General features: G+C 65.4%; 22 protein-coding genes and 1 pseudogene. 17 read left to right on the top strand and 6 right to left on the bottom strand.

Features of this window, described 5'->3' with window-relative positions; genetic code table 11:
* Nucleotides 1-689 precede the first annotated feature (689 nt).
* Nucleotides 690-1,472 carry a 3-hydroxybutyrate dehydrogenase gene (locus D7Y61_RS00670; protein WP_180864538.1) on the top strand — a complete coding sequence of 261 codons (783 nt, stop codon included), beginning with the start codon at nt 690-692 and terminating at the stop codon, nt 1,470-1,472.
* 85 nt (nt 1,473-1,557) lie between these two features.
* Here D7Y61_RS00670 and D7Y61_RS00675 read toward each other — a convergent pair.
* A pseudogene (locus D7Y61_RS00675) lies at nt 1,558-1,917 on the bottom strand (DUF4180 domain-containing protein); the annotation flags it as partial.
* 170 nt (nt 1,918-2,087) lie between these two features.
* On the opposite strand from D7Y61_RS00675, the gene D7Y61_RS00680 reads away from it, so the two are divergent.
* From D7Y61_RS00680 to D7Y61_RS00700, 5 genes are read left to right on the top strand one after another with little or no spacing between them, the layout of a single operon-like run.
* Nucleotides 2,088-2,501: a PAAR domain-containing protein gene (locus D7Y61_RS00680; RefSeq protein WP_180864539.1), complete on the top strand. Its 414-nt coding sequence runs from the start codon at nt 2,088-2,090 to the stop codon at nt 2,499-2,501.
* Nucleotides 2,502-2,503: 2 nt separating this feature from the next.
* On the top strand, nt 2,504-2,998 hold the full coding sequence (locus tag D7Y61_RS22750; protein WP_180864540.1) for a DUF4123 domain-containing protein: 495 nt from the start codon (nt 2,504-2,506) through the stop codon (nt 2,996-2,998).
* Nucleotides 2,952-3,311, top strand: coding sequence for a hypothetical protein (locus tag D7Y61_RS00690; RefSeq protein ID WP_258010163.1), 360 nt, complete (start codon nt 2,952-2,954; stop codon nt 3,309-3,311). The genes D7Y61_RS22750 and D7Y61_RS00690 overlap by 47 nt, the downstream gene beginning before the upstream one ends.
* 25 nt (nt 3,312-3,336) lie before the next feature.
* Entirely contained in the window at nt 3,337-4,014 is a 678-nt protein-coding gene (locus D7Y61_RS00695; RefSeq protein ID WP_180864541.1) for a Tox-REase-5 domain-containing protein, read from the top strand.
* Complete coding sequence (locus D7Y61_RS00700; protein WP_180864542.1) at nt 4,011-4,745, top strand: Imm52 family immunity protein; 735 nt, start codon at nt 4,011-4,013, stop codon at nt 4,743-4,745. Before D7Y61_RS00695 ends, D7Y61_RS00700 begins: the two co-directional genes overlap by 4 nt.
* Before the next feature lie 23 nt (nt 4,746-4,768).
* Here the strand turns inward: D7Y61_RS00700 and D7Y61_RS00705 are convergent, their stop codons facing one another.
* The 3 genes from D7Y61_RS00705 to D7Y61_RS00715 are packed head-to-tail and all read right to left on the bottom strand — an operon-like array spanning nt 4,769 to nt 6,011.
* The gene (locus D7Y61_RS00705; RefSeq protein WP_180864543.1) at nt 4,769-5,227 is read right to left on the bottom strand and encodes an SRPBCC family protein; all 459 of its coding nucleotides are present in this window, start codon (nt 5,225-5,227) and stop codon (nt 4,769-4,771) included.
* A gap of 2 nt (nt 5,228-5,229) precedes the next feature.
* Nucleotides 5,230-5,544, bottom strand: coding sequence for an ArsR/SmtB family transcription factor (locus tag D7Y61_RS00710; RefSeq protein ID WP_010484635.1), 315 nt, complete (start codon nt 5,542-5,544; stop codon nt 5,230-5,232).
* A gap of 11 nt (nt 5,545-5,555) precedes the next feature.
* Nucleotides 5,556-6,011: an SRPBCC family protein gene (locus D7Y61_RS00715; RefSeq protein WP_180864544.1), complete on the bottom strand. Its 456-nt coding sequence runs from the start codon at nt 6,009-6,011 to the stop codon at nt 5,556-5,558.
* 163 nt (nt 6,012-6,174) lie between these two features.
* Between D7Y61_RS00715 and D7Y61_RS00720 the strand changes: the two genes are divergently transcribed.
* The 3 genes from D7Y61_RS00720 to D7Y61_RS00730 all read left to right on the top strand — a co-directional run bounded on the left by D7Y61_RS00720 (nt 6,175) and on the right by D7Y61_RS00730 (nt 8,002).
* Nucleotides 6,175-6,699 (top strand): GNAT family N-acetyltransferase, encoded by a 525-nt coding sequence (locus D7Y61_RS00720; RefSeq protein WP_180864545.1) that lies wholly within the window; start codon nt 6,175-6,177, stop codon nt 6,697-6,699.
* Nucleotides 6,700-6,822: 123 nt separating this feature from the next.
* On the top strand, nt 6,823-7,410 hold the full coding sequence (locus D7Y61_RS00725) for a TetR/AcrR family transcriptional regulator (RefSeq protein ID WP_180864546.1): 588 nt from the start codon (nt 6,823-6,825) through the stop codon (nt 7,408-7,410).
* 91 nt (nt 7,411-7,501) lie between these two features.
* Nucleotides 7,502-8,002: a hypothetical protein gene (locus tag D7Y61_RS00730; RefSeq protein WP_180864547.1), complete on the top strand. Its 501-nt coding sequence runs from the start codon at nt 7,502-7,504 to the stop codon at nt 8,000-8,002.
* Between the two features lie 18 nt (nt 8,003-8,020).
* Here D7Y61_RS00730 and D7Y61_RS00735 read toward each other — a convergent pair whose 3' ends face one another.
* Together D7Y61_RS00735 and ftrA are read right to left on the bottom strand one after the other, a co-directional pair.
* Entirely contained in the window at nt 8,021-9,265 is a 1,245-nt protein-coding gene (locus tag D7Y61_RS00735) for a hypothetical protein (RefSeq protein WP_180864548.1), read from the bottom strand.
* Between the two features lie 79 nt (nt 9,266-9,344).
* Nucleotides 9,345-10,346 (bottom strand): transcriptional regulator FtrA, encoded by a 1,002-nt coding sequence (ftrA, locus tag D7Y61_RS00740; protein ID WP_180864549.1) that lies wholly within the window; start codon nt 10,344-10,346, stop codon nt 9,345-9,347.
* Nucleotides 10,347-11,124: 778 nt separating this feature from the next.
* Between ftrA and D7Y61_RS00745 the strand changes: the two genes are divergently transcribed.
* The 8 genes from D7Y61_RS00745 to D7Y61_RS22690 all read left to right on the top strand — a co-directional run bounded on the left by D7Y61_RS00745 (nt 11,125) and on the right by D7Y61_RS22690 (nt 20,788).
* Nucleotides 11,125-13,701 carry a TonB-dependent receptor plug domain-containing protein gene (locus D7Y61_RS00745; protein ID WP_180864550.1) on the top strand — a complete coding sequence of 859 codons (2,577 nt, stop codon included), beginning with the start codon at nt 11,125-11,127 and terminating at the stop codon, nt 13,699-13,701.
* A 117-nt stretch (nt 13,702-13,818) separates the two neighbouring features.
* Nucleotides 13,819-14,400 carry an FMN reductase gene (gene msuE / locus D7Y61_RS00750; protein ID WP_180864551.1) on the top strand — a complete coding sequence of 194 codons (582 nt, stop codon included), beginning with the start codon at nt 13,819-13,821 and terminating at the stop codon, nt 14,398-14,400.
* A gap of 156 nt (nt 14,401-14,556) precedes the next feature.
* On the top strand, nt 14,557-14,919 hold the full coding sequence (locus tag D7Y61_RS00755; protein WP_180864552.1) for a DUF3088 family protein: 363 nt from the start codon (nt 14,557-14,559) through the stop codon (nt 14,917-14,919).
* A gap of 14 nt (nt 14,920-14,933) precedes the next feature.
* Nucleotides 14,934-15,911 (top strand): MsnO8 family LLM class oxidoreductase, encoded by a 978-nt coding sequence (locus D7Y61_RS00760; protein ID WP_180864553.1) that lies wholly within the window; start codon nt 14,934-14,936, stop codon nt 15,909-15,911.
* 18 nt (nt 15,912-15,929) lie between these two features.
* The gene (locus tag D7Y61_RS00765; RefSeq protein ID WP_180864554.1) at nt 15,930-17,273 is read left to right on the top strand and encodes an LLM class flavin-dependent oxidoreductase; all 1,344 of its coding nucleotides are present in this window, start codon (nt 15,930-15,932) and stop codon (nt 17,271-17,273) included.
* A gap of 4 nt (nt 17,274-17,277) precedes the next feature.
* Nucleotides 17,278-18,498 carry a M20 aminoacylase family protein gene (locus D7Y61_RS00770; protein ID WP_180864555.1) on the top strand — a complete coding sequence of 407 codons (1,221 nt, stop codon included), beginning with the start codon at nt 17,278-17,280 and terminating at the stop codon, nt 18,496-18,498.
* The gene (locus D7Y61_RS00775; protein ID WP_180864556.1) at nt 18,495-19,046 is read left to right on the top strand and encodes a GNAT family N-acetyltransferase; all 552 of its coding nucleotides are present in this window, start codon (nt 18,495-18,497) and stop codon (nt 19,044-19,046) included. The genes D7Y61_RS00770 and D7Y61_RS00775 overlap by 4 nt, the downstream gene beginning before the upstream one ends.
* Entirely contained in the window at nt 19,043-20,788 is a 1,746-nt protein-coding gene (locus tag D7Y61_RS22690) for an amino acid ABC transporter permease/ATP-binding protein (RefSeq protein WP_180864557.1), read from the top strand. Before D7Y61_RS00775 ends, D7Y61_RS22690 begins: the two co-directional genes overlap by 4 nt.
* The last annotated feature ends 8 nt before the right edge of the window (nt 20,789-20,796 follow it).

Raw genomic sequence — 20,796 nt, forward strand, 5'->3', positions numbered from 1 at the left:
TTGAACTTGGCAAGTTCCGCATGCAGAACGGTCGCAACGTCTTCGTGCTGCGCACGGACCGTAGCTCTGTTCTCGTCACAACCAGAGGGGATACTGACTTGATTCTGGACCGACGTCTTCACGAACAGCTCAAAGCATGCTTGGATCAGGTACGTGAGACCGGCGGCCATCGAGGAAGATTGCAATGATCAACAAGAAGTACTGGTTTACCAGGAAAAAGTACGGATGGGGTTGGGGGATGCCGTGCGCGTGGCAGGGCTGGCTTGTGTACGCAGTCGCATTCGGCCTGCTGCTGGCAGGTCCGTTTCTGTTCTCTCCATTTCGCGAGCCCATCGCGTTTCAGCTCTACACGTGGGCCGTAGTGTTGGTCCTTGTCCTTATCTGCTGGATGAAAGGCGCTCCGCCCGGTTGGAGGTGGGGGGAGTAGAACGGCCGCAGAAGCTATTTTCGGACGTGTTCGATCCGCTGGGCAAAGCATGGATGCACTGCCCTTGTGGGAGTCGGACAGTATCGCCAGCAGGCCACGGCTGCGCCCCCTCTGAGGTGTACCGTCCGTTTTGAATGAACGCTGGACACTTCCCTCGGCGGATGCCCAACGCGTTCTAACCGTTGATTGACCAAGGTAGCGTCGCTTAAAGGGGGCACCGGTGAAGCTACACTGACCACCTACGCCCGATGGAAGCTCGCCCATGTTCTCTGGAAAGGTTGCGGTGGTCACCGGCTCCACCAGCGGTATCGGTCTTGGCATCGCCACCGCGCTGGCGCGGCAAGGTGCCGACATCGTGCTGAATGGCTTCGGCGACGCGGCGGAAATCAAAAAAATTCGTTCCCGGTTGGAAACCGAGTTCAGCGTACGGGTGACGCATGATGGCGCCGATCTGTCGCGGGGTGCAGCGGTGCGCGGGATGATCGACCACGTTGTGGCGACGATGGGGCGCATCGATATCCTGGTGAACAACGCGGGCATCCAGCACACCGCGTCGATCGAGGAATTCCCGGTCGAGAAGTGGGATGCGATCCTGGCGCTGAACCTGTCTGCGGTGTTCCATGCAACGGCAGCGGCCTTGCCGCACATGAAGCAGCAGGGCGCCGGCCGCATCATCAACATCGCGTCGGTGCACGGGCTGGTGGGCTCGGTGAACAAGTCGGCCTATGTGGCGGCCAAGCATGGCGTGGTGGGGTTCACCAAGGTGACCGCGCTGGAGAACGCAGGCACCGGCATCACCGCCAACGCGATCTGCCCGGGGTGGGTGCGAACGGCGCTGGTCGAGCAGCAGATCACCGCGTTGGCAGAGAAGGAAGGCACGGACCAGGAATCCGCCGCCCGCGCGCTGCTGGCCGAGAAGCAGCCCTCGTTGCAGTTCGTGACGCCCGAGCAACTGGGCGAGATGGTGGTGTTCCTGGCCTCGGATGCTGCGGCACAGATTTCCGGTACGGCGTTGCCGGTGGATGGGGGCTGGACGGCGCGCTAGCGGGCTGGGTCCTGCAGCCGGGACGGGACTGCAGCGCATCCCAGTCGGCGACTAAGCACCCGTCGCGGCCCCGGTTGCATTCGGTGATCCATGCATCCAGCGATTCACTCTGTGCGCGGTAGGCGCTGACATCGCCCAGCACGGCGAAACGCAGGCGGTAGTTCACCAGCATCTGCAGCCACTGACCGGCCATGCCGGAGCGCAGCTCGAAGAAGTCCGGAGAGAGGCGTTGCACAGGGACGGCAATCCACTCGGCCTGATGCCCGAGGGCGTCGCCGACCAGATCGCGCAGGCCGTTGCATCGAGTGTGGTGCCCTGCGGCGCGATGCGCGGGATACGGGTGGTGCCGAGTTGTTCCAGAGAAGGGCGCATGGGGTGTCCTGGGGTCTGTCCTTATGTCCAGCCTGTCGGATTGTGCAGTGTTGCGTGTCGTAAAGCGCCACATGCTCGGGGCGATCTGTGTGGCCTTGCTGAGAACGTTTCCTTTCCCTTCAGCAACTTACCAGATCGATACGCAGCGATTGGGTCATTGCTGCTGGATGCCTGCTTGGCAACGCCGCTAGTTTCGTGGCGCCGGCCGAGTGGGCCAGCGCTCACCTCGCGCGGAACGCAGATATGGGTCGATTGATCGTGGTGGTAGGGGATAGAACCAGTGGTGGCGGACGAGTCATCACCGGCGCGCCATTCACCGACATCAATGGCAGTGCCGTGGCCCGTATCTCGGACAAAGCAACGTGTCCCAAGCATCAGGGCATTTTCTCGATCGTCACCGGCGACATTACCTGGCGAGTGGATGGCCAGCCAGTTGCCCGGGATGGAGATCGATTGGAATGCGGGTGCAGCCTGATGGCGGGCACGCAGTTGACGGTGGACATTTCTTCAGGTGGAGCACCCGCGTCTGAAAAGTCCGTTGCGCCGGTTGCGGAGCGGTCGCCATGGGTGGCCGCCTCTACGATGCCCCGCAAGCCCATCTGCGAGGCATGTCTGCGGGCCGCGGCAGACCGCGGTACGGCTTTCCTGCGGAGATGAACATGAATTACGCCATCGTCGATGCCGCGCGCTGTGCCGATAGCGCCGCTGTTCTGCATCGGTATGCAGCGGAGGGAAGGGCTCGAGCGCTGTTCGAAGGGCGGCCGGAAAGCCTTCATGCAGATGCCGGACCTTGGCTGGTTCTTCTGAATGAAGATCCGGTCCTGCATCAGTGGTTGTTCAATCTTGACGCGATCCCGGGTGCCGTCTGTCGCTTCTCCAGTACGGTGAACGTCGACGCTGTCGTGGCGCATCTTCAGGCCCACATGGCGATGCAGTTGCAGGATGGAGCCGGGGCGCTGTTCCGCCTTTGGGACGGACGTGCGTTGTACCGGATGTGGGGAGTAATGACGCGCAGAGGGCTGTGTTCATTGGGCCGTTCTCGCGCTGGTCGGTACAGCTGCAAGGTCGGCGCTGGGAGTTGGATCACATGGCGGTGGAGAAACCCTGATGCTCAAGCTGGATGCTCGACAGGAGGCCTTGCTGCGGCTGCCTGATCCCTTCTCGTTCCTGCCTCGACTTGCGGCAGAGATCCGTCGTGACCTGCCAGAGGGGGTGACGGGGCTGGATGATGCGGCGTTGCTGGCGGAGACGGATCGCTGCTACACCTATGCCGCCTATGAACTTGGCATCACTCATCTGCCAACACTGGTTGCATGGACGAAGGCGGATGTCGGCAGCGGTGGAGAACTTCATCGCAATGTCGAAGTGGACAGGGCCATGCGCCATGGGGACAAGCCGAACATCCAGGCAGCGGATCTGCTGGGTGCCTTGGTGGCCCTGCATCGCTGGCCGAAGGACGTCGTGTAATGGCTGCCATTCCGATTCGATGGGGTTGGGAAAGCTGGCCGAGCGGGCAGCTGCGGCGGCTGCCGCCGCAGCGGCGGCGGATGCGGTCAAGGACGTGGTGAAGGACAAGCCCGACGTAAGGGCACGTGAGGCGGAGTGTGCAGAGGCTCACGACGCCAGCGATTGCAACGAGTGCCGGCTCGGTGATGGCAGGGTAGGACAGCCGCCGACGCCTCGGTACATCACGCGGCGCACGCGTATCAACTACGACTACCAGCTCCAGATAGCGAATATGTATGCCGGCCCGGAGAGATTCGGCTATGTGAAGCGAGGCGACAGTGCGGATGAAATCGTGAACATGGATCTTGAATCGTTCAAGAGCCTGTTTGGGCGTGGAGGAGATTTCACCACGTTGGAATGGCTGTTTGCAGGCATTGCGTTTGACGGCTTCTGGAGGAGCCGATGTACCGTCCTTGAGGCCAAGGGCAACTTTGGCTCATTCTTCAATGCCGATGGTTCGCTATCGAAGCCCTTCGCACGGTCTGTAACGGACCAGTGGCTGCACAGCTACACCAAGCAGGCTATGGCGGTTCGTACGACCGAGCCACAGGGAAAGCTTGAATGGCACTTCATGGATGTGGTCGCCTCCAAGGCAGCCTTGATGATCGGAATCCCTCCTGCGTCTGTACGCGTCACCCCTTTGATCATTGGAAGAATGCCTTGAACATCTCGATGGCCTGTCACTTTCCCACGGCAGCCCGCACGCCCTTTCAAGTGTGGGAAGACGTTGTTGGAATTACGTCCAGTCTCGCAAGCGCTGACCCACTCTTTGCGAGTTGGTGGGCCGCCCCACGATCACCACGCGACGCCTACGTGCCCGTCGGTGAAGGTGACGCATTTGTTGCCCGGGTGCAGGACGATGACATCAGGTTCGCCCAGAAGTATCCCGTTCAACCTTCGGAGGGAAGCGGTGGAGTGGTTCTCACAAATGCCGGGAATGACAAGGATTGGCTGAGACGAGGGGGCGTAGGGCTGAGCTACATGCCGGCCCTTGGAATGCTTCGACTTCACGTGGACCGCATCGAGAAGGTGTTCGCCTCCCCTGTCAGACTGCTGGAATCCACGTTCTTGGAGCTGCTGAACATCCTTCCCATTACGTTTGCAAAGACAAATGTTCAGCAGCTCGTGGAAGGGGAGTTGCTGCTCTACAGTGTTGATCGCGCGCCTTTCCCCCATCGGGAATTCCTCGGCTGGATGGGCTACGTAGACGCCCCGCTGACCCAAGAGCAGGTTTCTGCCGCAGCAAGACTTGAGCGTCGAGGTGGTGGCACGCTCATCCTCGCCACGGAAGTGCTTGATCTTGCTGATGCGCATGCCGTCAAACAAGCCAACCAGGTCGAGATGAGCCTGGTTGACCTGGGGTTGCTTCCGGTTACGGATCCCTTGTTGGGCTAGCGCGTTTCGCGTCCCGCAGCGAATCAACTCGGCTTCGCAAACACATCCAGCCCCTTGCCCGTTTCCAGCAACGACTTCAGGCTCGACAGCACGATCGGCCAGCCTTGGCGGATGCCGGTATCCATGCCACTGCCGGGTTCAAGCTCGTCGTGGGTAACGGTCAGCCGCACCATGTCCTGGTAGGGCACGACCTCGAAGGTCACCCGGCTGTAGGCAGCGGGGTTGTCGGCCTGCGAGGCGGCGGCCCAGGTGATGACCAGCCGCGAGGGCGGGGTGCTTTCCACCACTTCGCCGACCAGTTCGACCGAGCGCGTTTCGTTGGCACGCACATGCTGCCAGCGCGAACCGGGCTTCCAGTCCGAGACGTTCTCATGGCCCCAGTAGCGGCTGGCGATCTCGGGGCGGGTGATGGCCTCGAACACCTTCTGCGGTGTGGAGGCGATGTAGATCACGTGGATGAAGCGGGTGCTCTCTGCGGACATCGTCATTCTCCTTCCAGTTCTCGTTTCAGGTCATGCAGCAGGCTCAGGCGCTGCTGTTCGAACTTGCGTACCCAGCGCTCGTAGACTTCATGCAGCGGCACCGGGTTGATGAAGTGCAGCTTCTCGCGGCCACGGCGCACGGTGCTGATCAGGTTGGCGTCTTCCAGCAGGCCCAGGTGCTGGGTGACCGACTGCCGGGCCATGTCCAGGTGTTCGCAGAGTTGGCCCAACGTCTGGCCGTTGTCTGCGCAGAGCAGGTCCAGCAGCGTCCTGCGCGTGGGGTCGGCCAGGGCCTTGAACACCTTGTCTGCATTCATGCGGGGCGTCTTCAGTTCCAGTTGTCGATCCTGATGTCGTGCGGGTTGGGCTGGCCCTTGCCGATTTCCAGCAGCGCTTTGAGGCTGAGCAGGAACACCGCCCACTTGGTGCTGCAGTGGGAGGTGAACTCGACGCGTTCCTTCCAGCCTTCGTGGGTGAACAACACGATGCAGTAGTCGCCTTCCTGTTTCAGTGCGAAACGGGCATGCGTGCCGATCCATTCGGCGGGGCCGGCCAGGAATCGCCAAAGCACGAGCTCGCTCGGAACAAGCTGCTCAAGTTCCACTTCCATGGCGCCGATTTCCTGGCCGTTGTGGGTGAAGCGCACCCTGACCGTGCCGCCGGTCTCGCGGTCGCCCCGGGTGTCTTCGGCCCACCAGGCGGCGACGCCTTCGGGCGTGGCCAGCGCCTGGTACACCTGGGTTGCAGGGGCCCTGATGCCGACCCGATGTGCGATATCCACCATTGCAGGTTCCTCGCAGGGGCGGGCATGCGCCGCCGTCGAGTGGACTATATGCAGGTAAATACCTGCATGTCAAATCCGGCCCACGGACTTCCGGCCCTGGTCGTGCCGGCCGCTGGCCGGCATCCTCGCGGCAGTTGATTGAAGCGTTGAAAGGAGTGCGCACATGACTGAAACAGGAAAGGAAACCTTGACCCTCCGTCGCGCCAGCGTGGCCGATGCCCCTGCGGTGCTGGTGCTGTTCGATGAGGTGATCGAATGGTTCGTGTCGATCGGTAATCTGCAGCAGTGGGGCAGCGAGCCGTGGTCGACGGTGTCGCGCCGGATCACTCAGGTGACGGAGGCCTGTGCGTTGCCCGGCGCGTGGGTGGCGCAGAACGAGCTGGGTGAAGTGCGTGCATTCCTGGCGCTGGGCGAGTCGATGCCCTATGTGCCGGCGCCCGCTGGGCCAGAGGTGTACGTACGCGTGCTGGTGGCATCGCGTGACGCACGTGTGCGCGGCATCGGCCGCCGCTTGATGGCGTTTGCCGATGAGCAGGCGCGCGCTGCTGGCGTGGACCAGTTGCGTGTGGACTGCTACGGCGGTGGCAGTGGTGATCTGGTGCGCTTCTATGAGTCGTGTGGCTACACGCGCATCGCACCGTTCAACGTGGACGGTTGGCCGGGCATGCTGCTGGGCCGGCAGCTCTGACGCGGCAAGAGGGCGGAAGAGGATCGCCCGCTTTCATGGAATGCCGGCCAGCGGCCGGCACTACCCGGGCGGGCGGCGGGTAAGGCATTGACTGGGCGTCTACCTACTAGTAGGTTATAGGCCATGAGAGAGTCACTGTCCCCCAAGGCCCAGGAGATCCTGGCCCACGCCCGTTCGCTGCTGGAGGCCGGTGGCTACAACGGTTTCAGCTATGCCGACGTGTCGGCGCGGGTGAACATCAGCAAGGCCAGCATCCATCACCACTTTCCCAGCAAGGCGGACCTGGTGCGCACGTTGGTGGCGCTGTACCGGGCCGAAGCGCGGGAGGGTCTGGCGCTGCTGGACCGGCAGCTGGGCGACCCGCTGCAGGAGCTCAACGCCTATGTGGACTACTGGTCCAGCTGTATTGCCGGCGGCACGTCCTCGTTCTGCATCTGCGCGATGCTGGCGGCAGAGGCGCCGATGATCCCTGCCGAGATTGCCGAAGAAGTGCGAGGGCATTTCGAGGATCTGAGCGGCTGGCTGACCGTGACGCTGGAGAAGGGCGCAGCGCAGGGCCAGTTGCGCCTGCACGGTTCGGCTGCGGACGAGGCCAAGGCGTTCATGTCATCGGTGCATGGCGCGATGTTGGCCGCGCGCGGATTCGGAGATGCGGCGACCTTCGCTGCGCTGGCGCGGTTGGCCATCGCGCGGGTGAGCGCGACTGCCTGAGAAGTGTGGTGGGCCTGTGGCAACGTAGGTCCTTTTTTTTGAACTCGATGCCTACCTACTAGTAGGTTTAATTACTCCCTGGAGATGTTCCATGTCGCAGCCTCTATCCACGCTTGGCGTGATCCATACCGTGGTCAGCCTGATCCCGGTTCTCAGCGGCCTGTATGCCTTCATTCGCCATCGCGCAATCGACCCTGCCACGCGCTCGGGCAAGCTGTACCTGGCGGGATTGGTGCTGTCGGTGGCGACGTCATTCACTGTCTCCAGCACGGGTGGCCTCAATCCAGGCCACGCGTTCGGGGTGATCGTGCTGCTGGTGGCGTTCGGCGGTGTGATGCTGGCGCGGCTGCGCTGGCTGGGGCGTGCGGCGCGCTATCTGTCCACGTTCGCGTTGTCTTTCAGCTTCCTGCTGTCGCTGGTGCCAGGCGTGAATGAAACGCTGACGCGGTTGCCGGTGGGCCATCCCATTGCGGCGGCGCCACTGGCACCGGTGATCCAGCAGACCTTGCTCGGGTGCGCGCTGCTGTTCGCCATCGGGTTCCTCGCGCAGTGCTGGATGCTTCATGCGCGAGCTGCCCGGGCGCGTGGCTGAGAGCGCCAGCGCTGCGGATCAGTCGGCCAGCACGGTGTCGACACCTACGCGGTAGCTAGCGCGGGCGCTGCCACACACCGCATGGGTGGCAGCACTGGCGGGCAGGCCGGTGGCCTTGATGCCGCGCAGTGTGTCGCCTTCGAAGACCTCGGCGTAGCGTTCGGCGGCCAGTGTGTCGTCGGGCAGCATGTACAGCAGGACGCGCTGCAACGTGGATTGTCCCTGCAGGGACTGCGGCTGCCGGAACGCAGGCACCTGCACGCGCGCGCTGTGCCACTGCGTGGGCGCATCCATGGTCTGCCAGCGCACCTGCAGGGGGGCGTCCAGCGACAACAATGCGGCGCCAACGGGGTAGCCGTAGGTCGTGCAGTCCCCGGGCGCGTCCGGGATGCTCGCGATGGCCCTGTCGCCGATGTCCAGAGCGGTGCCATCGACCTCCAGCCGCACGATCGGCGCGCTGCCATAGTTGTGGATCTTGAACAGCACCAGACCTTCGAAGCGGCTGCGTTCCAGCTCGTCGGCAGTGAAGCCACTGAGGCGAGCGAGCGTGGGCGCGACCTCTACATGGTCGCTGTAGTGGTAGTAGAGGTGTACGAGTTCCGGTGTGCCTGCGCGGCGCCATCCGGCATTGAAGGGGGCGGTGTCCGGATAGGGTTGGCGTGCCATCGGTACGTCGGTGACGGCACGATCTCCAGAGGGCGTGGCGTAGCGATAGTGATCAACGGAGCGCTTCAGGCGGCCGTCTTCATACGGAAATGCCCTGTCTGCATCGGACTGCGCGTTGGGGTAGCGATGGAAGGCCACGAAGCGTTCGGGCGTGTCACCCTGCATGGGCAGGTCCGGGCCCGTGCCGGACCCGGTGGACGCATGCGGCGAGGTGTCCAGCCACAGCGGCTGCCCGCTGAGGTTGATATGCAGCTCTGCAATGGAGGCACGCGAACCGCCGGCAAGATTGGCCCAACTGCCCTGCAGGGAATGCCACAGCGGAATGATGAGCATGGCCGCCGCGGTGGGCAGGAACATCAACACATGTACGCGGCCGGGAACGCGTCCGCGCTGCCGCACCATGTAGCGCAGCCAGGCCAGCAGAAGAACCAACAGCAATGGGACACCGACCCAGATCGCGATGGTGGCCAGCGCCACCACGCCCCAGCCCAGGTTGGGAGTGGCTACCGCAATGAGCGAGAGCGTGGCGATGAGCGCGGCCAGCAGCAGCGACACGCCAATGCCAACGCGGTAGTTCCGGTAGGGGCTGTCAGTCATCACCGTTCCATCGGCAGTGTGGGGCGTGCCCCTATAGTGCAGCGGTGATGACGGCGTGGAAAGCCGGGAACGAGGGCGCTCAGCAGCCGACCAGGCGGTCGGCACCGATGCCATTGCGATGCTGGCTGCGGTATTCGGTGGGGCTGGCGTCGGCCTGGCTGCGGAAATGGCGGCGGAAGGATTCCTGCGAGCCGAAGCCGGCCTGTTCGGCGATCCACTGCAGCGGCCGGTCGGTGGTTTCCAACAGTTCGCGCGCAAACGCCACGCGCTCGCGGATCAACCAGTCGATGGGCGACAGGCCGGTGGCGTCCAGGAACTGCCGTTGCAGGGTGCGCTGGCTGAGCGCGGCCTGTTCGGCGAGGCTGCCCAGCGAATGGGGCTCGCGCAGGTTGCGGCGCATCCACTCCATCAGCTTCGCCAACCGCGTGGGTTCACCATTGGGGATGGCCCGGCTGACGCGCTGGCTGCGGCCGGCATCACGCCACGGTGCCAGCACCAGCCGTTCGGCCACAAGGTTGGCCACGCGTGCACCGTAATCCTTGCGCACCATGTGCAGCATCATGTCCATGCCGGTGGCCGAGCCTGCGGAGGTGATGATGTTGCCGGTGTCCACGTACAGCACGTCTTCGCGCACATCGATGCGTGGGAAGTCGCGCGCAAGGGCTTCGGTGAGGCGCCAGTGGGTGGTGGCCTGGCGGCCATCGAGCAGCCCGGCCCACGCCAGCACGAACGCGCCGGAGCAGATTGAAGCAATGCGCGCGCCACGTGCGTGGGCACGGACGAGTGCGTCGAGCAGCGCCTGCGGCGGACGCTCGCTGGGTTCACGCCAGCCGGGAATGACGATGATGTCGGCGTCGTCGACGGCATCGAGCGTGTAGGGCAGCTGCACCTGGGTGTTGCCGAGCATGCGCAGCGCGCCGGGTTCGCCCGCACACAGCTGGGTGCGGTACCAGGCCACGCCCAGTTCCGGCCGCACCGGTACGAACAGGCCGACCGCACAGCCGAACTCGAACAGCCCCTGGCCGTGGCAGGCAACGATGGCGACGAGCGGCGCGGTGGGATCGGCAGGTGGGCTGGGCATGGCTTGATGCTACGGGTGGCGGTGTGCGGCGCGGAGTGGTGCGCGGGCATGAGGTGATGCCAGTGGGGAATGTGTGCAAGGCGCACCGATCCGAAACCGGCTGGGGATGACTGGGGGAATGGGGACAACTGGCGGGGTTGGGGCAATCGCCGGGGGGGGCGCAACCGACGGGGTAGAGTCGACTGTTAGTCGACTGCTGTTGGCGACACTGCTTGGAAACCCGCGCTGCGCGCGATAGTCGACTAACAGTCGACTCTACCCCGCCGGTAGTCGTCCGTCCCCGCCGGTAGTCGTCCGTCCCCGCCGGTAGTCGTCCGTCCCCGCCGGTAGTCGTCCGTCCCCGCCGGTAGTCGTCCGTCCCCGCCGGTAGTCGTCCGTCCCCGCCGGTAGTCGTCCGTCCCCGCCGGTAGTCGTCCGTCCCCGTTGGTTGTCGCCGGCCCCCGCCGGCAGTCGTCCGTCCCCGTCGGTTGTCGCCGGCCCCCGCCGGTAGTCGTCCGTCCCCGTTGGTTGTCGCCGGCCCCCCGCCGGTTGTCGTCCGTCCCCGTCGGTTGTCGCCGGCCCCCGTCGGTTGTCGCCCGTCACCCGTCACCCGCCCATCAACCAACGTCGGTTGCCCATCGCCACCCCATGGGTGTGGTGCGCCGGCCTACCTAACGTCATTACCAGCGGTCATGTGGGTGGCCGGATGTTACGGCTGGGTGACGCGATCGCGCCTGTCGCCGTGGCTGTGCAGGCCCTTGAATGGAAGCGTGTTTCCGGCCCACCCCCACGAGCCCCCATGCCTGCCGCCCACACTCCTGCCCTGAGCTCTCTTGCCGTCCTGATCGCGACCGTACTCGCCGCGTCACCCAGCCGTAGTGCCGCAGCCGATGCGGATCCTGCCACCACCGCAGCTACCGCCAATGTCGCGGCATCCACGCTGGATGCCGTGGTGGTGACCGGCTCACGCACCAGCACGCGCACGGTGAAGAACAGCTCGACCCCGATCGATGTGATCTCCGCCGAGGATCTTGCGGCCACCGGCCAGGGCAATCTGCTGGAAGCACTGCAGCGCAGCTTGCCGTCGCTCAGCCAGATCGGTGGCTACCAGAGCGACCAGGAGAGCCTGATCCGCGGCTACCAGCTGCGCAACCTGTCGCCGGGCTACACGCTGGTGCTGGTGAATGGCAAGCGTCGCAATGCCAGCGCCTATGTCAGCGGCGCAAACGGTGGCGGCTTTCCGGGCCACGCCTGGGCCGACCTGGCGCTGATTCCGGTCTCGGCCATCGACCATGTGGAAGTGCTGCGCGATGGTGCATCGGCCATCTATGGCTCGGACGCGATCACCGGTGTGGTGAACGTGATCCTGAAGTCACAGGCGCACGGCGGCGAGTTTGCCGTGGAAAGCGGGCAGAGCATCGACGGTGATGGTTCGCGCACCAGCGTGCGTGCCAACGTGGGCCTGCCGTGGGGCGCCGATGGCTTCGTCAACCTCTCCGGCGAGACCACGCGCCAGCACCATGCGATCCGTACCCGCCGTTACATCGATGGCTACCTGAGCTATCCGGCAGTGGATGCCAACGGCAATCTGGTCGCGCTGCGCCCGAACAACCGGTTGCCGGCCGGCGCATCGCCGAACCCGGCAGAAGCCAGCCGCAATGCTGAGGCCAACACGATCCTCAGCTCGCCTTCGTATGCGCTGAAGGCGTTTGCGGTGAACGTGGGCCATGGCCTGGGCGACAGCGCGCAGTTCTACGCCAATGCCACCGCCAGCGATCGCACCGCGCAGGCGATCCAGAACTTCCGCCTGCCGGCGACCATCTTCACCACCTATAAGGCACCCGGCGTGTTGAGTGTGTTCCCCGATGGCTTCCTGCCGGTGCTGGAAACCAAGGAGAAGCAGTACACCGGCACGGCGGGCGTGAAAGGCCAGATTGCGGGGTGGGACTACGACGCCAGCCTGACCGGCAACCGCAGCACGGTGCGTACCTACACCCGCAACTCGGTGAACTATTCGCTGCCGTACCCCGGCTCGCCGACCGACTTCTACGACGGCAAGCTGGACTACCAGCAGGGCATCGCCAACCTGGACCTGCGCCGTGGCTTCGAGGTGGCGGCGTTCGCTTCGCCGCTGGAAGTGAGCGCGGGCGCGGAGTACCAGCACGAACAGTACGAACGTGGGGCAGGGCAGTGGGAGTCGTACACCGGCTTCGGTGCTGCTGCATTCGTGGGCTACTCCACCGCCGATGCGGTGAAGGCTACGCGCAACAGCAAGGCGGTCTATGTGGGCGCGGCCACCAACATCACCTCGCGCTGGTACCTGGATGCGGCCGCGCGCTGGGAAGACCATTCCGACTTTGGCAGTGTCTCCACCGGCCGCCTGACCACGCGATTTGACTTCACCGACGCGCTGGGTGTGCGGGCCACGGTCAGTAACGGCTTCCATGCGCCCAGCCTGGGCGCGCTGTTCTACCAGGCCACCGGCAGCTGCCCCTGCGGCACCACGCTGGTGGCGCAGGTGTCGTCGCCGGCAGCGATCGCACTGGGTGCCACACCGCTGAAGCCTGAGAAAGCCACCAATTACAGCCTCGGCGTGACCTGGGACCCGAGTCCGGCCTTTCACCTGGCCGTGGATGCGTACCAGATCGATATCCGTGGCCAGCTTGGGCAGTCCAGCCAGATCGGCTACAACGCGCAGGATCCGGCGCGTATCACCGACAACAGTGGCACGGTGCTGAGTGCGGCGCAGAAGAACACCATCGATGCGCTGCTGGGTTCGGCCGGTATCAGCATCCTGCCGGGTGATGCGTTCTACGCCAGCTACTTCACCAACGTGGGCAACACCCGCACACGCGGCGTCGAATTGACCCTGGAAGCGAACCAGGAAACGGCATGGGGCAAGCTGCGCTGGAGCTACGCGGCCAACGTCGGGCGCACCACCATCCAGAAGGTCAGCGACATTCCGGCGGTGCTGCAGGGGCTGCCGAACATCAACCTGCTGACCAAGAGCAGCGAGTACGCGCTGCGCTTCCGTACGCCGAGCTACACGCAGGTGGCCGGGTTGGGCTGGCAGAACGGGCGCTGGCGCTCGAATGTCGATTTCACCTATTACGGCCCGATCAAGCGCTTGAACAACGGCGTGGAGTACACGCAGCCGCCGGTGCTGGTGACCAACCTGTCCGGTGCGGTGGAACTGGGTGCGGGCTGGAGTGCGGCATTGGGCATCAACAACGTGTTCGACAAGCGCACCCGCAAGGTGCCGGAGTACGCGCGCAGTGCCACCGATGTGGCCAGCATCGAGACGACCTGGGACAACGGTGACGTGTTGAGCAACGTCGGGGCGTACTGGTATGGGCGGGTCAGTTACCGGTTCTGACCTGGAGCAGTCGAGCATGGCTCGACTCTACAAGGGCGGGAAGCAGCCGAGCATGGCTCGGCTCTACAAAAGGCGAAAGGCGGCCGGACGTAGTCCGGCATCATCGAGGAGCAGTTCATGTCTTCTGCATTGAAGGTGGTTGCAGTGGTGGGGTCGCCGACCAGTTCGGCGACGTCGCGCACGTTGCTGCTGGTACGGCACTTGCTGGAGTCATTGCAGCAGCGGGTGCATGCCAGCGTGGACCTGGTGGAGCTGGCGCCGATCGCGCGCTCGCTGGGGCAGTCGTTGTTGCGCGATGAAGTGGAGCCCGCCGTGGAGCAGGCGCTGCAGACGATCGAGGCGGCCGAATTGTTGGTGGTGGCTGCACCGGTGTATCGGGGATCGTATCCGGGGCTGTTCAAGCATCTGGTCGACTTCATCGGGTTGGAAGCGCTGGTGGATACGCCGGTATTGTTGGCGGCAACCGGCGGCAGCGAGCGCCATGCGCTGGTGATCGACCACCAGCTGCGGCCGTTGTTCAGTTTCCTGCAGGCGCACACGCTGCCAATCGGGGTGTACGCCACGCCGGCCGACTTTGATGGCGAGCGCATCAACAGTGCGGCCTTGCAGGCGCGTATCGCGCTGGCGACCGAGCGTGCGGCCGGGCATCTGGCCGCACAGACGCTGGCGGTACCGGCGCCGCTGCGACGGATCGCCTGAGGGCATAACCGGCGGCGCTTTGCTTATGGCCAAGGCGCATCTGCATGGCCGGATCTGACCGCCGATTGTCGCCTGGCATCGCCGTGCCGACCGCCGTCATCTCTAGCATCGATATCGAAGCGGCATCGCATTGCCGGCCCCGATGAGGACAACCCCGTGAGTGTGGACGCAACCGACAAGCCCATCCTGTTCCTGCTCGATCGTGAGTTCGAGGACGGACAGATTCCCGGCCAGCGCTTCTTCTGCCGGCACAGTCTGCTGCTGGAAGGGGCACTGTCGAGCATCGACGGCCTGGACGCGCAGCTGGACGTGCGCCGCATCGGCTTCGCGCGGCCGCGCCGCGAGGTGATCGCCGAGATCGGCGAGCAGGACCAGTCGCTGCCGAAGCTGGTGCTGCCACAGGGGGTGCGTAGTGAACTGGCCAGTGGCGCACATGAGGACCGCCAGTACATCTCCGGTGCCGAACCGATCCTGGCCGCGCTGAATGGGTTGCTGGGCATCCCCGTGGCCCATCCCTGAGCGAGGACGCGACGATGAGCTATCAGATCAGCGTATTGGACAAGAGCCCGGTGGCCGAGGGCGCCTCGCCGGAACAGGCGCTGCGCAACAGCCTGCAGCTGGCGCAGCGCGCCGAACAGCTGGGCTATCACCGCTACTGGTTTGCCGAGCACCATGCCGCGCCGACGCTGGCCAGCCCGGCGCCGGAAGTGCTGGCGGCCTGGGTGCTGGCGCAGACCCGGCGCATCCGCATCGGAAGCGGCGGCGTGATGCTGCGCCACTACGCGCCGTACAAGGTGGCGGAGAACTTCAACCTGCTGGCCGCACTGGCGCCAGGGCGCGTGGATCTGGGCGTGGGCAAGGCCCCCGGTGGCCTGCCGGCCTCTACGGCGGCATTGGCAGCGGGGCGACCTGCGTTTGCCGATTTCGACCAGCAGCTGCGCGACCTGGAAGATTACCTTTCCAGCACCGAAACCGAGGCGCAGGCGCGCCCGATCCCGCAGCAGGCGCCGGAGCGCTTCCTGCTCGGGGCCAGCCCACAGAGCGCGAAGCAGGCGGCCGAGCTGGGCTGGCGCTTCGTCTACGCCGCGCACTTTGATGGCGACCCGAAGCACATCGAGGCGGCGTTCGACGCCTACCGCGATGTCTCCGCGCAGCCTCCACTGTTGGCGACGGTGGCCTTCGCCGCACCGACGGCCGAAGCGGCTGCGCGGCACATCGGCGCACTGCGGGTCTACAAACTGCACCTCGGCCCCGGCCAGGCGGTGAACCTGCCCAGTCCCGAGGCAGCCGCCGAATATGCACGCCAGGTAGGTGTGGCCGACTTCCGCATCGAGGAAACCCGCCCGAGCGTGCTGTCCGGCGATGCGCAGCATGTGCGTGACGAACTGGATGCGCTGCATCGGCGCTTCGGCGTGGGCGAATTCATCCTCGACGCGCCGGTGGCCGACCTCGACGCACGCCTGACTTCCCTTGAGCTGCTGTCGCCCGCGCCACGCGCGGCGGTGGCCTGACCTGCAGGAGCGATCCCCATGAGCACCACCCCGCGCCACATTCCGTTCGGCATCATGCTGCAGGGCCCCGGCAGCCACATGCATGCCTGGAAGCATCCGTCCAATCCGGCAGATGCCAGCGTCAACCTGCAGTTCTACATCGACATCGCGCGCACCGCCGAGGACAACGGTATCGCCTTCGGTTTCGTGGCCGATGGCCTGTACATCAACGAGAAGTCGATCCCGCACTTCCTCAACCGCTTCGAGCCGATCTCGCTGCTGTCGGCGCTGGCCACCGCAACGAAGAAGATCGGCCTGGCGGGCACGCTGTCGACCTCCTACAGCGATCCGTTCACCGTAGCCCGGCAGTTCGCTTCATTGGATCTGCTCAGCGGCGGTCGCGCCGGCTGGAACGTGGTGACCTCGCCACTGGAAGGCTCCGGCCGCAACTACGGCCGCCCGCATCCGGAGCACGCGCTGCGCTACCAGATCGCCGATGAGTACCTGGACGTCGTGCAGGGGCTGTGGGATTCGTGGGATGACGATGCCTTCGTGCGCGAGCGTGACAGTGGCACCTTCTTCGCACCGGAGAAGTTCCGCCGCCTCGATCACAAGGGCCGCTTCTTCCAGGTGGAAGGGCCGCTCAACATCCAGCGTTCGCCGCAGGGCCAGCCGGTGATCTTCCAGGCCGGTTCGTCCGACGATGGCATTGCGCTGGCCGGCAAGTATGCCGATGCGGTATTCACCCATTCGCCGTCGCTGGAGGAAACATGGGCGTTTACGCAGAAGGTGAAGAATTCGGCCATCGCGCACGGCCGCAGCGGTAACGACGTGAAGATCTTCCCGGGGATCGGCCCCATCGTCGGCCGCACTGCCGAGGAGGCCGAAGCCAAATACCAGGCGATTGCTGCGCTGGCCACGCTGGAGGATGCACTGGCGTACCTGGGGCGCTTCTTCGATCACCACGACTTCAGCCAGTACGACCCAGACGCACCGTTCCCGGAGCTGGGCGACATCGGCAGCAATTCGTTCCGCTCCACCACCGACCGCATCAAGCAGGACGCGCGCGAGAAGGGCCTCAGCCTGCGCCAGGTGGCGTTGGAAGCGGTGAGCCCGCGGCCGAACTTCATCGGCACGCCGGAGCATGTGGCCGATGAGCTGATCCGCTGGTTCGATGCCGGTGCCAGCGATGGCTTCATCCTTGGATTCGCCGCACAGCGCGAAGGCCTGGACGATTTCGTGACCCAGGTGCTGCCGATCCTGCAGGCGCGCGGTTACCACCAGCGCGAGCTGGAAGGGCAGACCCTGCGCGAGCATCTGGGCCTGCCGTACAAGGCCAGCCGTCATGCGGCCGACGCCGAACCGGCGCGGAAGGTGGGGTAAGGCGATGAGCGGAGAGAATTCGGTAGCGCCGGGCCATGCCCGGCGGAATCCCGCGTCCATCGGCGTGCTGCCGGAAATTGCAGTACGCGCCGAGGCCGCCATCGCGATCCGCCACGACCTGCACCGGCACCCGGAGCTGGCCTTCGAGGAGCACCGCACCAGCGCCCGCGTGGCCGAGCTGCTGCAGCAATGGGGCTACGAGGTGACCACCGGCCTCGGTGGCACCGGCGTGGTCGGCACGCTGCAGCGCGGGCAGGGCAGCCGTCGCCTCGGCCTGAGGGCTGACATCGACGCACTGCCGATCCACGAGGACTCCGGCCTGGCCTACGCCAGCCAGACCGAGGGACTGATGCATGCCTGCGGCCACGATGGCCACACCGCCATCCTGCTGTCTGCCGCGCACTACCTGGCCCATCACGGACGGATCGATGGGACCCTGCAGCTGGTATTCCAGCCGGCCGAGGAAACCGGCTCGGGCGCGTCGAAGATGATCGCCGATGGCCTGTTCGAGCGCTTCCCGGTGGATGCGATCTATGGCCTGCACAACTGGCCGGGCGTGCCGGTGGGCCACTTCGGTTTCGTCGATGGGCCAGCGATGGCCTCGGTGGACTGGGCACGGCTTAAGGTGATCGGCAAGGGTGGCCATGGTGCCGAGCCACAGGGCAGCGTGGATCCGATCCTGGTCGCTGCGCACATCATTACTGCGCTGCAGAGCGTGGTGTCGCGCAATGTCGATCCGCGGCAGATGGGCGTGGTCACCGTCGGCTCGATCCATGGCGGGCAGGCGGCCAATGTGATTCCGGACGTGGTGGAGCTGAAGCTGACCGTGCGCGCCTATCTACCGGAGGTGCGTGACACCCTGCGGCGCCGGGTCACCGAACTTGCCGAGCAGACCGCCGCCGCGTTTGGTGCGCGCGCCGAGATCGAATTCCCGCGCGGCTTCCCCAGCGTGATCAACCACCCGCAGCAGACCGCCTACATCCGCGAGGTGGCCGTGCAGGGCTTCGGCGCCGGACAGGTTGTACCGGAGTTTGCACCGCGCACCGCCAGCGAGGACTTCGCCTTCCTGCTGCAGGCGCGGCCGGGCAGCTTCGTGTTCGTCGGCAACGGCGACAGCGCGCCGCTGCACAGCCCGCGCTATGTGTTCAACGATGCGGCCATCGCACCTGCTGCCAGCCTGTGGGCGCGGCTGGCCGAGGACTATCTGGTGAAGGACGCCGCATGAGCAGCAACGAACGCTTCCTCTATACCTCGGTGGATGATCCGCTGGCGCGTCCGCTGTTCGATGGCCTGGAGCAGGAGTACGACAGCCGCTACGCCGACGTGCGCCGCCGCATCGGCGGCAGCGCCCGCGAGGAACTGCAACGCTACCCGGCGCAGGCCTTCGCTGCACCGGTAGGCGCGTTCGTGCTGTTGCTGCGCGACGGTGTGGCGATTTCCGGCGGCGCCTTCATGCCGCATCGCGATCCGGATACCGCGGAATTCAAACGCATCTGGACACTGCCGGGCCTGCGCCGCCAGGGCATCGCGCGTCGCGTGCTGCAGGAGCTTGAAGACCAGGCGGCACGCCAGGGCTATCGGCGGGTGTTCCTGACCACCGGCTTCCGCCAGCCCGAGGCGGTCGGCCTGTACCTGAGCCATGGCTACACCGCGCTGTTCGATCTGGACGCGGATCCGGAAACCATCGCGCATCTGCCGTTCGAGAAATACCTGCGAGCAACCACCCCCGCCGTTGCGCCTTCGCACCCCCTGCTGCATGGAGCCCACGCATGAGCACGCCGTCAACCGCGCTGGAGGGCCTTGGCACACGGCCGGTGCCGACGCCGGCGTTGAAGATCGTGCCGGCGCGCCATCCGTTGCAGGTGGTCGGCACGGTACTGGCGCTGGCGCTGATCCTGATCGGCCTTCAATCGGTATTGGGCAATCCGCGCTGGGGCTGGGGCACCTTTGCCGAATGGTTCTTCGCACGCCCAGTGCTCGAGGGCCTGGGCCGCACGTTGCTGCTGACCGCGCTTGGCACCGGGCTCGGCTTCGCGCTGGGCACCCTGCTTGCGTTGGCGCGGGTGTCCGGTTCGCCGCTGCTGTCGGCGGTATCGTGGGGCTATGTGTGGCTGTTCCGTTCGATTCCGCTGCTGGTGCTGTTGTTGCTGCTGAACAACTTGGGCTACCTGTACAGCACCATCGAGCTGGGCGTGCCGTTCACCGGCATCAGCCTGTTCTCGTACCCGACCACCCAGCTGATCGGCGTGTTTACTGCGGCAGTACTGGGCCTGACCTTGAACCAGGCCGCATTTTCCGCCGAGGTGATCCGTGGCGGCATCCTCTCGGTCGACCATGGCCAGTATGAGGCGGCGGCCGCGCTGGGCCTGCCACGAGGCCGCCAGGTGCGTCGCATCATCCTGCCGCAGGCGATGCGCTCGATCCTGCCGGCCGCGTTCAACGATGTGATCGGCCTGGCCAAGAGCACGTCGGTGGTCTACGTGCTGGCGCTGCCGGAGCTGTTCTACACCGTGCAGGTGATCTACCGCCGCAACCTGGAAGTGGTGCCGCTGCTGATGGTGGCCACGGTCTGGTACCTGGTGATCCTGACCGTGCTGTCGCTGCTGCAGCGACGCGTGGAGCAGCGCTTCGCACGCGGCCAGCTGCAGCGTGAGCGCTCGGTGTCGCGCGTGTCATCGGCGGTGCGCGCGCAGAGCGATGCTGCGCCGCGCGTGATCAACCGCCCGCGCATCGCGACCCAGGTCGAAGCGGGCGAGGGTGCGGCGGTATCGCTGCATGGCGTGGGCAAGGCATTCGGCGAGCAGCCGGTGCTGGAAGACGTGAACCTGGACCTGCGCGCCGGCAGCGTGACCGTGCTGATCGGGCCATCTGGTGCAGGGAAATCCACGCTGCTGCGGTTGATCAACCACCTGGAACGTGCCGACAGTGGCTACGTAACCGTCGGTGGTCAGCTGATCGGCTACCGCCGCGACGGTGACACCCTGTACGAACTGCCGGAGCGCGAGATCCGCCGCCGTCGTGCCGAGGTGGGCATGGTGTTCCAGGGCTTCAACCTGTTCCCGCACCTGACCGCGCTGGAGAACATCATCGAGGCGCCGATGGCCGTGCGCGGCGTACCGCGCGCGCAGGCCGAAGAGCAGGCGCGCACGCTGCTGGAGCGGGTCGGCCTGGCCGACAAGGCCGATGCGTTCCCACGCCAGCTGTCGGGCGGCCAGCAACAGCGCATCGCGATCGCCCGTGCGCTGGCGCTGCAGCCGAAGGTACTGCTGTTCGACGAACCCACCTCGGCGCTGGACCCGGAACTGGTGGCGGAGGTGCTGAGCGTGATCGAGGAACTGGCCCGCTCGGGCACCACGCTGGTGATCGTCACCCATGAGCTGAGCTTCGCCCGCCGCGTAGCCGACCACGTGGTGATGATGGACCAGGGCCGGGTGATCGAGCAGGGCACGCCCGAGGCGTTGTTCGAGCGCCCGCGCCAGCAACGCACGGCCGACTTCCTGGCCAAGACCCTGTAATCCTCAAG

The sequence above is a fragment of the Stenotrophomonas maltophilia genome, assembly GCF_013464485.1.
Classification (GTDB): domain Bacteria; phylum Pseudomonadota; class Gammaproteobacteria; order Xanthomonadales; family Xanthomonadaceae; genus Stenotrophomonas; species Stenotrophomonas maltophilia_AW.